The organism is Anaerohalosphaeraceae bacterium, assembly GCA_037479115.1.
In the GTDB taxonomy this organism is placed as follows: domain Bacteria; phylum Planctomycetota; class Phycisphaerae; order Sedimentisphaerales; family Anaerohalosphaeraceae; genus JAHDQI01.
The window spans coordinates 90,310-102,376 of sequence record JBBFLK010000006.1 but is presented as its reverse complement, the minus strand read 5'-3'; the positions used below and the strand labels follow the sequence as shown (position 1 = coordinate 102,376).

The following is a 12,067-nucleotide window of genomic DNA, read 5'->3' as shown; positions in this document are numbered from 1 at the left end:
CCCATCATGCCGCCGCCCATCATGCCGCCGCCCATGCCCCCCATGCCTCCTCCCATTCCACCCATGCTTCCGCCGCCGCGGCTGGTACCGCCGCTTCGGGTTCCGCCGTCGCCGCTGGTTCCGCTGGTTCCGGCGCCGCCCCAGCCGCCGCTGTTGTACTCATCAAAATTGGCCGGCGGACTGAGCAGTTCGGAGATGTCATAGACTTTGTGGAAGTAGCGGTTGCTGACGTTGGTATCGAGATATTCGAGGGTGGCAATGATAATCACGCCTTCCTTAATCATATAGCCGATTTCGGAGATGGCGCTGGCATTGATGGCATTGATAACCAGTTCGAGGGCCATTTTTAGTGTAATGCCGTGCAGACTGGCCCCCGGGATATTTAAGATTGTTTCCCTCTGAACAAAGGCCGTATCAACCAAATTGGCCCAGATGGGGGTGATGCGCAGGGGCGGGTCCACGGCTGTACGCAGAATCTCGAGAGCCTCCTGGAAGGTAGTTTCTTCTGTGATAGAGCCGGATAAATCCACAATCGTTTCCAGCTGTTTTTCGACCGCGGTGGTTTTGGGGTCTAAGTCCTCTTTTTCAGCGGCTTCTCGGCGAGCGGCGATTTCCTTCCAGTTTTTCGGATAGGTAATCTCATTGAAATAGGGAATTGACCGCCGGTCCGCTTCCAGAAGCAGCCGTAATTCTTCTTTTTGAGACTCTTCCTGAATGGCGCGCTGTTCCCGCCAACGGACGGTATCTTCGAGGGTTTTCTTGAGAATCAGGGCGTTCTGGTTCAGCGGGTCAACCGCCAGCAGCTGCTCGAGCTGGCCGAGGGCTTCTTCGTAGCGCTGCTCATCGAGAAACGCATACGCTCTCTGCATGAAGTCAGCGATGGCTCTGGCCCGCCGCTGCTCCATCTCGGCGCGATTCTGCTCGGCCAGCTGACGGGCCTGCAGTTCCTGCTGTCTCTGCTGGGCTGTGGTGAAGGCATCCTGGCTTCGGTTGACCTCTTCTTCCTTCTGAGCCAGCTGGAGCTGGAAGTTTTTGTATCGTTCATCTCCGAGGAGAAGTTTGTTGGTTTCAATCGAGGCGAAAGCCCTTCGCAGGGCCTGACGGGCCTGGGTGAAATCTTTTTGGGCCAGCGCCTGGTCAGCCTTGGCTAATGCGTCCTGAACAATCGCCGTAACATATCCGATTTGGACGGACTGCTTTCGCAGAACTTCATTTAAGTAAGAATCGGTCTGTTGAGCGGGAACAGTTTGAACCGGTGCTGCGGCGGGGGCCGGCTGAGGTTCTGCGGCGGTTACGGCAGCGGTCGCCGCGGATTCAGGCAAAGCCGGCACAGAAGGTTCCGCAGGGGCCTCCGGTGCAGCCGGAGCCGCAGAAGAGACTTCTGCGGGAGCTGATTCGGCCGGAGCAGGGGTTGCCGGAACCATCTGCATAATTTCGATTTCAATCTGCTCCTGCGGTTTTAAGGCGGGCTGCAAAACAGTCGGTGCGGGCTGAACGGCCGGCGGCGTCTGCTGCACCTGCTCAATCATTTTCAGATAATCCATTGGAGAAATCGAACCTCGCACCTCCATACCGGACTGGGCGGCCTGCATAAAACCGGCCTTGGCTTTTTCATAGTTCTTCTGCTGATAATCCTGGACGGCCTGGTCATAAATCGCCTGGATTTTCGCCCGTTCTGCATCCAGATTGGCCTGGACATTCTGGGCGATGCCCTGGATGGTGCTGCGTTCTTTCTCAGACAGATACGGACTGGCCAGAATGCCGTTCAGAAGTGTGAGGGCCTGCTGATGCTGGCCGGCGGAGGATAATTCTTCGGCCTGTTTGATGATTTCCGGCATTCGTCGGCGTGATTCGAGTGCTTCGGCCGTCTGTCTGGAGAGGGCGTCAACAGTCGCAATCTGAGCGTCCGTCAGATAAGGGGCGTAATTGTCGCGGATTTCTTTGAGGAGGGTTTCTGCGGATTGATAAAGCCCGCGTTTAATTTGTTCCTGGGCAACGCGGATGTATTCTTCGGCTCTTTTCTGTTTGGACTGGGTTTCAGAAAGCGTTTCCGCCCGGACGGATTGAATCGCAAACACAGCCAAAAAAGCGGTCAAAGCAAACAGGCAAAACCAAGGCAGATACCCCTTTTTGAAGTTGTCGATTGTTGACACCGTTACCTCCAGCATTTCATATAAATTATGACGTTTTCAAAACCATCCGACAAACCTATTTTAGATATACTCCCCTCGGATTGACAGGTCAGTGTAAAGACAACAGATTGTTCTTGCAAGTGAAAAAACCCAAAACTTTGTGAACAGCGCCTTGTTTTTGGGGGTGTTGGTCTTTAAGATTCCGCCGGTTGCGGAAATCAGTAAAGAAAGTTGACGGGAAAAGAACGTGAAGGAAGAACCGTATTTGCTGGCGATAGATTGTTCGGGCCGCATTGGCTCGGCGGCAGTCGGGCAGGGGCCTTGCCTACTGGCTGAACGGGTCTTTTCCGGAAAAATGCGCCACAGCCGGGAACTGTTTGTGTCTTTGGAGACGGTTTTAAAGGAAGCCGGCTGCGGTTTGGCAGACATCGGCGCTTTCTGTTTTACAGTCGGTCCCGGCAGTTTTACGGGCCTTCGGATAGCCGTTACCGCCGCCAAGATGATTCATTTTGCCCGGAAAATCCCGCTTATTGCCGTCAATACGCTTGACACAATCACCTATAATGCGACAGATTATATCTTAAAGAATGAGATGGCCCCTTCTTATTTGTCTGTTGTTCTGGATGCAAAACATCAATCTTTTTTTTCTGCGATTTATCGTTGGGATAAAAACAAGTGGATAAAGCATATCGGAGATATGATGATTCCCGGGGCCCAATTGGTCAAGCAGCTTGTTGCTTTAGGAAACTGTGCAGTTGTTGGGGAAGGGCTTCTTTATCACAGGGAATTGTTTCAAACGGCCGGAATTCAAATCATTCCTGATGCATACTGGCCTGCCTCCGCAAGGGCCGTTCTGAAAGCGGCCTATGAAAAGTATTGCTCCGGTCAGTTTGACAATGCGTTCCAGCTGGTTCCTTATTATATACGCCCGCCTGAAATTACGGAAAAAGCAAAAAAATAAGGGGGGCTTCAGGCCTGCTTTTTCTCATCCTGTCAAGTTGACCGGTTTTAAAGAGTTTTCAAGTTGAAATTGGCAGAGATACGAAAAGGGACCAGGCAAAGACAACTTTTTATTGAATTTTCATAAGGCAAGATTTTGTAAGACTTTAAAGCCTGATTTCTTTTTGTTCTTTTTTGACCTTTGCTGCTTCTGGTATTTGGTTTGCATAAGTGGTTTTGCCAAAATGAGTACGGAGACATAGTGTTGAAAGAAAAAACACAGGAGAGAGAAGTGCTATGGCAGCGAAACAATTAGCGTTTGAATCAGATGCCCGCAGTGCCTTGCTGGCCGGAGTAGAAAAGCTTGCTGCCGCGGTGCGGTCCACATTGGGGCCCCGCGGACGGAATGCCGTCATCGACAAGGGCTGGGGCGGCCCGACGGTTACCAAAGACGGCGTAACGGTTGCCGAAGAGATTGAACTGCTGGACAAAACGGAAAATATGGGGGCCAAACTGGTGAGGGAGGCCGCCAGCAAGACCTCAAAAGTGGCCGGGGACGGGACGACTACAGCGACGGTCCTGGCCGAAGCGATTTTTAAAGAGGCCTACAAAAATCTGGCCGCCGGAGCCGATGCGATGGCTCTGAATCGGGGCATCCAGAAGGCTGTGGCGGCGGCGGTGGAAAAACTGAAATCCCTCGCCAAACCCATCGATATTTCCAAAAAGGATGACATTGTCAACATTGCCGCCATCAGCGCCAACAACGACTTTGAAATCGGCAAAAAGATGGCGGAAGCGTTTATGCGGGTGGGCAAGGACGGCGTCATCACGGTGGAAGAAGGACGCGGCCTGGAAACTACTGTGGAGTATGTGGAGGGAATGCAGTTTGACCGCGGCTATCTTTCTCCGCACTTTGTCACGGACCCGGACCATATGGTCTGTGAGCTGGAGAAGCCTTATATTCTTGTCTATGAAGAAAAAATCAGCAACGTAGCCAAATTGGTTCCGCTGCTGGAAGAAATCGCCCGAGTGAAGCGTCCGCTTCTGATTATTGCGGAGGATGTGGAAGGCGAGGCGCTGGCGACGCTGGTGGTCAACAAGCTGCGCGGGATTCTGCAGGTGGCGGCGGTCAAGGCGCCCGGATACGGCGACAGACGAAAAGCGATGCTGGAGGATATTGCGATTCTCACCGGTGCCGAGCCTATCTTCAAGGATTTGGGCATCGAGCTGGATCGGGTTCGTCTGTCTCAATTAGGCCAGGCCCGCAAGGTGACGATTGACAGCGAGAATACAACAATTATTGAAGGGGCCGGCACGCAGAAAGCCATCCAGGGCCGCATCGCGCAGATTCGCAGTGAAATTGAGACTACCACGAGCGATTATGACCGGGAGAAGCTGCAGGAGCGGCTGGCCAAGCTGACCGGCGGTGTGGCGCAAATCAATGTGGGGGCCGCCAGCGAGGCGGAGATGAAGGAAAAGAAGGCCCGCATTGAAGATGCGCTGCACGCTACCCGTGCGGCGATTGAGGAAGGCATTGTGCCCGGCGGCGGGGTGGCCCTGGTGCGGTGCATGGAGGAAGTGGCCAAGCTGGACCTGAAGGGCGATGAGAAAACCGGGGCTGAAATTGTGATGAATGCCCTGAAGATGCCCTGCTACTGGATTGCGGAGAATGCCGGTGCCGTCGGGGCGCTGGTGGTCAGCAAGGTGGCCAAGGGCAAAGGCGGCTTCGGGTACAATGCAGACAAGGATACCTATGAAGACCTGCTGGAGGCCGGGGTCATTGACCCGGTGAAGGTGACGCGGATTGCTCTGCAGAATGCGGCGTCCGTGGCGGGTCTGCTGCTGACGACGGACTGCGTTGTCACGGAAAAGCCCAAGGACAGCAAGAAGGGCAGCAAGCGCGACCGGTTCGGCGGCGGTCCGGACATGGAAGATATGGATGATATGGATATGATGTAATGGAATCAACCGATACGGAAAACCCTGAAAGAAGATAACAGGAGAGGAACCCTATGAAGCTCAAACCACTGGATGATCGAGTTGTCGTAAAGCCTCAGGAAGCGGAAGAAAAGACCCCGGGCGGCATTGTGCTGCCGGATACAGCCAAGGAAAAACCTCTGATGGGCAAAGTGATAGCCGTTGGGGAAGGCAAACGGCTGGAAAACGGGACCCGGGCCAAAATGTCCGTGAGCAAAAATGATATTGTGCTCTTCGGCAAGTACAGCGGCAGTGATGTGGAAATCGACGGCGTGGAGTATAAGATTCTTCGCGAAAGCGAAATCTTAGGCGTTGTCGAACAGTAAGGGAAAAAGACAGGATTCCAGCAAACGCCTGCAAAGGCGGGAGGTTTAGGAAGATATGGCAAAACAGATGATGTTTCAGGAACAGGCGCGAGCCCAGCTGAAAGAGGGGTTGTCCCGTCTGGCCGCGGCGGTAAAGGTCACGATGGGACCGACCGGCAAGAATGTCCTGCTGCAGAAAAGCTACGGCTCGCCGAAGATTACCAAAGACGGCGTATCGGTCAGCAAGGAAATCGAGCTGCCCGAGCCGTTCCAGAATGTCGGGGCCAAGATGGTCAATCAGGTGGCCAGCAAGACCAGCGATGTCGTCGGAGACGGTACAACGACCGCGACGGTTCTGGCGGAGGCCATTTATACGGAAGGACTGAAGTATGTGACGTCCGGCGTGAATCCTGTGGCGATTCAGCGGGGCATTACCAAAGCCGCTGAGGCCGCGATTGAGTACATCAAGTCTGTCAGCAAGCCGGTGAAAGGGCATGACGATATTGCCCGGGTCGGGACCATCAGTGCCAACAACAATCCCGATGTAGGCGAAATCCTGGCACAGGCGATGGATAAGGTCGGCAAGGAAGGCGTCATCGAGGTCGAAGAAGGCAAGGGAATGGAGACCGAGCTGACGGTAGTCGAGGGGATGCAGTTTGATAAAGGATATATTTCTCCGTACTTTATGACCAATCCGGATACCCTCGAATGTGTGCTCGAAGATGCCTATATCCTTCTTCACGAAAAGAAAATCAGCAATCTGCGGGAGCTGATTCCGCTGCTGGAAAAGATTGCTCATGTGTCTGCGCCTCTGCTGATTGTGGCCGAGGATGTAGAAGGCGAAGCGCTGGCGGCGCTGGTGATTAACCGGCTGCAGGGCGTGCTGAAGGTCTGTGCCGTTAAGGCGCCGGGCTTCGGCGACCGCCGCAAGGCCATGCTGCAGGATATCGGTGTTCTGACCGGCGGTCAGGTGATTACGGAGGACCTGGGCATCAAGCTGGAAAAGATTGAGCTGTCTCAGCTGGGCCGGGCCAAACGGGTGGTGGTGGGCAAGGAAACCACGACCATCATTGAAGGGGCCGGCAAAAAGAAGGACATTCAGGCCCGCTGCGACCAGATTCGTCATCAGATTGAGAAAACCACCAGCGACTATGACCGCGAGAAGCTCCAGGAGCGTCTGGCGAAACTGACCGGCGGCGTGGCCGTGATTAAAGCCGGTGCTCCGACGGAAACAGAGATGAAGGAACGCAAAGACCTGCTGGAGGATGCGCTGCATGCCGTCAAGGCAGCGGCCGAGGAAGGCATTGTGCCCGGCGGCGGTGTGGTCTTCCTGCGGGCGATTGCGGAGGTAGAAAAGGCCCGGGCCAAGGCCAAAGGCGATGAAAAGATCGGATATGATATTCTCATCGAGGCCCTGAAGGCCCCGACCCGCCAGATTGTGGATAACGGCGGCGGAGACGGGGAGGTTGTCGTGGCCGAACTGCTCGAGAAGGGCGAGACAATCGGCTATGATGCCCTGACGGGCCAGTATGTTGATATGTTCAAGGCCGGCATCATCGACCCGGCAAAAGTGGCCAGAACGGCTCTGCAGAATGCTGCTTCGGTGGCCGGTCTGATGCTCACAACCAATGTGGTGATTACGGAACTGAAAGAAGACAAAAAGGAGAATGCCGTGCCGGGTGCGGTATTCTAAGGGAAACAGCAACCCCAGTGCCGCGTCCGGACCGCCGGCTGACCGGTGAGGGATTCGGACGCGGCATTGTTTTCTTATCGAGGCGACGATGGCCAAACGCGACTACTATGAAGTGCTGGGGGTGGAGCGCAACGCCACCCCCGACGAGATCAAACGCGCCTATCGAAAAATGGCCATCAAATACCATCCCGACAAAAACCCGGGCAACAAAGAAGCCGAGGCCAAATTCAAAGAGTGTGCCGAGGCCTATGAGGTTCTCAGCGACCCCGAAAAACGAAAACGATATGACCAGTACGGTCATGACGGGCTTCGCGGAGTCGGCGTCCACGACTACAGTCGGATGAACGTCGAGGATATCGGCGATATGTTCGGCGATATCTTCGGCGACATCTTCGGGGATATCTTCGGACGCCGGAGCCGAACCGGGGCCGCCCGAGGTCCGGTTCGAGGGTATGACCTGGAGACGACGGTGGAGCTGACCCTCGAAGAAGTCGCCCGGGGAACGGAAAAGACGATTGAGTTTACGCGTCAGGATACCTGCAGCGACTGCCGCGGCAGCGGAGTCGCTCAGGGAAAATCCCCGAGCCGCTGTCCGACCTGCGGAGGCAGCGGACAGGTTCAGCGGGCCGGTCTGGGCGGATTTTTCCAGATGGTCTCGACCTGCCCGCAGTGCCGCGGGAGCGGACAAATCATCACAGACCCGTGCCGAACCTGCCGGGGGACCGGAACAACGCCTCGGCAGCGCACCCTGACGGTCAAGATTCCGCCGGGGGTCCATGAAGGGCAGGGCATTCGTGTCAGCGGCGAAGGCGAGCCCGGCCGTTTCGGCGGACCGCACGGGGATTTGTACTGCTACGTGCGCATCAAAGCGCATCCGTTCCTGATGCGGAACGGTTCGGATTTGATGGTGACGGTGCCGCTGAGTTTTACCCAGCTGACGCTCGGAACGACGATTGACGTGCCGACGCTGGATGGAACGCGTCAGCTGAAAATCCCTCCGGGGACTCAGCACGGCAGCATTTTTCGGGTGCGCGGACAGGGACTGCCGGACCTGCGGACCGGCGTTAAAGGTGATTTGCTGGTCCAGACGGCGGTGGAGATTCCCCGCCGGATTACGCCGGAACAGGAGCGTCTCCTGCGGCAGTATGCCGAGATTGAAGCCAAACAGAGCGGTTCGGAGAGCAGCAGTTTTTTTGAGCGGATTCGAAAGCACTTCGGCGGATAAAGGGAAGCTTGTATGCCCCAGAAACCGGATAAACAGGAAAAAGAAAAGGAAACAACGGACGCTGCGGCGCCGGAACTTGCATCGCTTCAGGAAAAGTGCCGGGCCCTCGAAGAGGAAAAGCAGAAGCTCTTTGAGCAGCTTCAGCGGCTCAGTGCGGATTATGCCAATTATCAGAAGCGCACAGCCCGGCAGATTGCGGAAGCCGTGGCCTATGAGAAACGGACCCTTTTGCGGTCCTGGCTGTCTTCGCTGGACAACCTGGAGCATGCACTGGCTGCGGCAGCAAATCAGACCGGTCCGGATGCTCTTGCGAAACTGATTGAAGGGATTCGGATGGTGTATGAGCATATGCTGGCAACGCTGAACAGTCTGGGGGTTCGGAAAATGGAAGCGCTCGGACAGCCGTTTACGCCGGGACCTCATGAAGCGCTGATGACCTGCGCCCAGCCGGAACAGGCGGATAATATTGTCCTGCAGGTTCATCAGTCGGGGTATCTGCTGGGCGATGAAGTGCTGCGTCCGGCCAAGGTGATTGTCAATAAGCTTCCTTCAGCCCCGGCGGCGGAAACCCCGACGGAACCTGCAGCGGATGATAGGAAAGATGCCGAACAGTCCAAAGAGTCTTCTGAGGAGTCTTGATTATGCCGACGTATGAATATCTTTGTGATTCCTGCGGACAAACGATGGAGATTTTTCAGTCCATTACGGAATCTCCCCGGAAGAAATGCCCTCACTGCGGAAAGTCGAAGCTGAAACGGCTTTTGGGGACCGGAGCCGGAGTGATTTTTAAAGGCAGCGGTTTTTATCAGACGGATTACCGCTCGGACAGTTATAAGAAGGCATCTGAAAAGGACTCCCCGAAGCCGAAAAGCGAAAAATCGGCCGGTTCCGCTTCCACGGAAACGAAATCGGCCGGCAAAACAGCAGCCGCTTCCAGTGAATGAATCGGCCTACGGAATTTGAACGAGTGCGGAGACGGGGTAGTGGTCGGAGGGATACCGGCCTGAAAAGTCCCTTCGATTTATCGCAGCGGCCAGTACTCGAACCCTTGCATCGACGAGTATGTGGTCGATTTTTGAGCCGAGGATGGAACCGTGGAATTTGTGATATGTCCCTTCGTCTAATCGGTGGGGATACAGGGCTCCCCAGGTATCCAGCATTCTGTTTTTCCCGTCATTTTGAAGAATCTGCATCGCCGGATTGTTAATTTCCATGTTGAAATCTCCCATCACAAGGAAGGGGTCCCTGTGTTTGCGGGAGGCAATCAGGTCGTTCAAGATTTCAATGCTGCGGGTGCGGGCTCGCTGCGACAAATTATCCAGGTGAACATTGTAAACGTAAAAACAGCGGGCAGTCTCCAGGTCAGCCAGGCGTACCCAGCTGCAAATCCGGGGGAAGAGTGTACCTGCAAATTTGGAACCGGGCTCCCAGGGGGAATTGGAAAACCAGATTGTACCGGAATCGATTCTGTAAAAACGTTTTTTCTTGTAAAGGATGGCACAGGTTTCCCCCTTGTCCGGTTCATCGCCGCGTCCGACGGCATATGCGTCATACTGGGGCAGTGCCTGCAGGATTTCGTCCAACTGATAGGGCAGGGCTTCCTGAAGGCCAACGACATCGTATTGTTCCGCTGCCAGGAGGGAAATGACCATGGCTCGACGCTGGGACCAGTGCCGGCTGCCGGACGTGTAGCGCCCGACGCGGATATTGAACGTGGCCGCGTGAACAATCCCCTGGGTTGAACTGGAAACATTTACGCTGCCGGAGGATATGGGCGATAAAGCCCCTTCGGCTGTAAATGAAAAGACAATTCCCGTCAGGATGGATAAAAAGACGAATCGTTTGTGAGCTGTCATAGACATTCCCGGTATCAAAAATACGATTTCCGTCTGTCTCCCCGCTAAGTGATTCGCCCGGTTTGGGTCAGAAACTTGAAAGAATCCGGTTTTTTTGATGAGGTGAAAAAAGAAGGAGATAAAAAATCGGCTATGTCCGATTTTCAGGAGGCGGGAACTGCCGGAAGTGTGACAATAAATTCTGCCCCTTTTCCGGATTCGGAAATCACCTGAATGGTTCCGTCCAGCTTGTCGAGAATTCGCTTGACGATTGCCAGACCGAGCCCCACCCCTTTGACGGGACCGTCCGGATTGAGCCGGTGGAAGATTTCGAAGATTTTTTCATGGTGCTCCGGCGCGATGCCGATGCCGTTGTCGATGACTCGGTATTCGCACACACCGTTTCGTTCCTGTCCCTGAATGCGGATTTTGCCGGGACGGGAGGGGTCCAGAAACTTGACGGCGTTGTCCAACAGATTGGTAAAGACCTGATTGACCTGGTAGAGGTCGCTGTGGCAGGGGGGAAGGTTGTCCACTGTGATTTCGCAGCCGGCCTTTTGAATCTGGAATCGAAGCCCTTCAATGATGGATTTGATCAGACCGTTCATGTGGATGGTTTGAAGCGTCAGTTCCATGGAGCCGATACGGGACAGTTTCAGCAGTCCGTCAATCAGAATCTGCATTTTTTCCGCCCCTGTATCGATAAAATAGAGGGACTGTTCCACATCTTTCAAGAGCGGTTCCATCCGTTCATATTGTCCGGATTCTTTGAGGGCCATTTTAACCTGTTCGCAGGTGGTTCTCAGTTCGCCGGCAAACCCGCGGATATTGACCAGGGGGGATTGAAGGTCATGGGAAGAGATATAGACAAGACTTTGGAGTTCACGGTTTTTGGACTCCAGTTTGTGGAGCGTTTTTTCGCGTTCCTGTTCGGCCTGAACCTGTTCGGTGATGTCTCGTCCGATGCCGACGATGGCGGCGGGTTTCCCTTTTTCATCCAGCAGCGTGCGGTAAGACCAGGATAAAACGCGAAGCCCGTATTTGGTTTGAGCCGAATGGCGAAATCGGCAGGTATAAGGAGGCAGATAAAGAATATCCATTTCCTGACGAATACGCCCGCGTTCTTCCGGCAACACTTCCTCCAGAAAAGCCCGTCCGAGAAGGTCCTTTTCGTATTTTCCGAACAGCCGGCAGTACGAGGGGCTGACAAACAGAAAATTGCCTTTGGCGTCCAGTTTGGTAATCAGGTCGCTCTGGTTGTCCACCAGAAGACGATATTTGGCTTCGCTGGCGACGATTTGTTCCCGCTGACGGTGCTGAATCATCGTGTAAACCAAAACCGCAAACAGAATCGGTTGGAGAACATCGGACAAATCGCCGTAGCGGTCTAAATACGGGGCCGTCCCGGACCATTCGAAAAGATTGCTGATGTGTCCGAATAGGCCGAGAAAGAGAAAAAGAACTGCCGGCAAAAACAGGTCCGTAGGAATCAGTTTTTGAAGTTTCCAGACCAGCAAAATTCCTAAAGACAGGACGATAAAAAAAATTGAAACAGCGTTGAGTCCGACAATAGGATTCATCTGCCGGTCTCCTTTCTCGTCCCGAGCCGCAGGCACCACCAGAAAAAGACCGCACAAGACAGAATTGCAGAGATATGCTCAAGAGAGTTCAGAACGCTTTCCCAGAAAAAACCTTCCAGAACCGTGCAAACCTTCGAGAACAGATAAAAGCCAAAGTTGACCAGCAAAAGACGGTAGAAGGGAAGAGTAATGATAATTTTTCGGGTGGCCCACAGAAAAAAACTGACACCGAGCGTAATCAGGAGTGTGATCAGTTCGCTTTCCTCAAACATATTGACCTTTCCAGAAACCCGAACTCGATAAGTTTAGGACCTATGTTATTCTGAAAAAGCCAGGGAGGCGTTTTTAATTTCCCTTATTTTGTATGGGAGCATACCGGAA

11 protein-coding genes are annotated in these 12,067 nt (G+C 54.1%); 7 read left to right on the top strand and 4 right to left on the bottom strand.

What is annotated here, in order from left to right:
• Positions 1-2,153, bottom strand: a 2,153-nt coding sequence (locus WHS88_04620) for a hypothetical protein (GenBank protein MEJ5259457.1), incomplete at its 3' end; no start/stop codon positions are given.
• Positions 2,154-2,379: 226 nt separating this feature from the next.
• On the opposite strand from WHS88_04620, the gene tsaB reads away from it, so the two are divergent.
• The 7 genes from tsaB (at position 2,380) to WHS88_04585 (ending at position 9,215) form a co-directional block, all read left to right on the top strand.
• Positions 2,380-3,093, top strand: coding sequence for a tRNA (adenosine(37)-N6)-threonylcarbamoyltransferase complex dimerization subunit type 1 TsaB (gene tsaB, locus WHS88_04615; protein ID MEJ5259456.1), 714 nt, complete (start codon positions 2,380-2,382; stop codon positions 3,091-3,093).
• A 275-nt stretch (positions 3,094-3,368) separates the two neighbouring features.
• Positions 3,369-5,030, top strand: coding sequence for a chaperonin GroEL (gene groL / locus WHS88_04610; GenBank protein ID MEJ5259455.1), 1,662 nt, complete (start codon positions 3,369-3,371; stop codon positions 5,028-5,030).
• 53 nt (positions 5,031-5,083) lie between these two features.
• Positions 5,084-5,374, top strand: coding sequence for a co-chaperone GroES (groES, locus tag WHS88_04605; protein ID MEJ5259454.1), 291 nt, complete (start codon positions 5,084-5,086; stop codon positions 5,372-5,374).
• Between the two features lie 55 nt (positions 5,375-5,429).
• The gene (groL, locus tag WHS88_04600) at positions 5,430-7,046 is read left to right on the top strand and encodes a chaperonin GroEL (GenBank protein MEJ5259453.1); all 1,617 of its coding nucleotides are present in this window, start codon (positions 5,430-5,432) and stop codon (positions 7,044-7,046) included.
• An 88-nt stretch (positions 7,047-7,134) separates the two neighbouring features.
• Entirely contained in the window at positions 7,135-8,271 is a 1,137-nt protein-coding gene (dnaJ, locus tag WHS88_04595) for a molecular chaperone DnaJ (protein ID MEJ5259452.1), read from the top strand.
• A 12-nt stretch (positions 8,272-8,283) separates the two neighbouring features.
• Complete coding sequence (locus WHS88_04590; GenBank protein ID MEJ5259451.1) at positions 8,284-8,910, top strand: nucleotide exchange factor GrpE; 627 nt, start codon at positions 8,284-8,286, stop codon at positions 8,908-8,910.
• 2 nt (positions 8,911-8,912) lie between these two features.
• The gene (locus tag WHS88_04585) at positions 8,913-9,215 is read left to right on the top strand and encodes a zinc ribbon domain-containing protein (protein MEJ5259450.1); all 303 of its coding nucleotides are present in this window, start codon (positions 8,913-8,915) and stop codon (positions 9,213-9,215) included.
• 6 nt (positions 9,216-9,221) lie between these two features.
• On the opposite strand, the gene WHS88_04580 is transcribed toward WHS88_04585, so the two are convergent.
• The 3 genes from WHS88_04580 to WHS88_04570 form a co-directional block, all read right to left on the bottom strand.
• The gene (locus tag WHS88_04580; GenBank protein MEJ5259449.1) at positions 9,222-10,127 is read right to left on the bottom strand and encodes an endonuclease/exonuclease/phosphatase family protein; all 906 of its coding nucleotides are present in this window, start codon (positions 10,125-10,127) and stop codon (positions 9,222-9,224) included.
• 143 nt (positions 10,128-10,270) lie between these two features.
• Complete coding sequence (locus WHS88_04575; protein MEJ5259448.1) at positions 10,271-11,686, bottom strand: ATP-binding protein; 1,416 nt, start codon at positions 11,684-11,686, stop codon at positions 10,271-10,273.
• Positions 11,683-11,958 carry a hypothetical protein gene (locus tag WHS88_04570; protein ID MEJ5259447.1) on the bottom strand — a complete coding sequence of 92 codons (276 nt, stop codon included), beginning with the start codon at positions 11,956-11,958 and terminating at the stop codon, positions 11,683-11,685. Before WHS88_04570 ends, WHS88_04575 begins: the two co-directional genes overlap by 4 nt.
• Positions 11,959-12,067 lie beyond the last annotated feature (109 nt).

What these genes read in the sequence shown, in the direction of transcription:
- groL (MEJ5259455.1), top strand. Translation starts at nt 3,369, where the DNA reads ATGGCAGCGAAACAATTAGCGTTTGAATCAGATGCCCGCAGTGCCTTG.
- groES (MEJ5259454.1), top strand. Translation starts at nt 5,084, where the DNA reads ATGAAGCTCAAACCACTGGATGATCGAGTTGTCGTAAAGCCTCAGGAA.
- groL (MEJ5259453.1), top strand. Translation starts at nt 5,430, where the DNA reads ATGGCAAAACAGATGATGTTTCAGGAACAGGCGCGAGCCCAGCTGAAA.
- dnaJ (MEJ5259452.1), top strand. Translation starts at nt 7,135, where the DNA reads ATGGCCAAACGCGACTACTATGAAGTGCTGGGGGTGGAGCGCAACGCC.
- WHS88_04590 (MEJ5259451.1), top strand. Translation starts at nt 8,284, where the DNA reads ATGCCCCAGAAACCGGATAAACAGGAAAAAGAAAAGGAAACAACGGAC.
- WHS88_04585 (MEJ5259450.1), top strand. Translation starts at nt 8,913, where the DNA reads ATGCCGACGTATGAATATCTTTGTGATTCCTGCGGACAAACGATGGAG.
- WHS88_04580 (MEJ5259449.1), bottom strand. Translation starts at nt 10,127, where the DNA reads ATGACAGCTCACAAACGATTCGTCTTTTTATCCATCCTGACGGGAATT.
- WHS88_04575 (MEJ5259448.1), bottom strand. Translation starts at nt 11,686, where the DNA reads ATGAATCCTATTGTCGGACTCAACGCTGTTTCAATTTTTTTTATCGTC.
- WHS88_04570 (MEJ5259447.1), bottom strand. Translation starts at nt 11,958, where the DNA reads ATGTTTGAGGAAAGCGAACTGATCACACTCCTGATTACGCTCGGTGTC.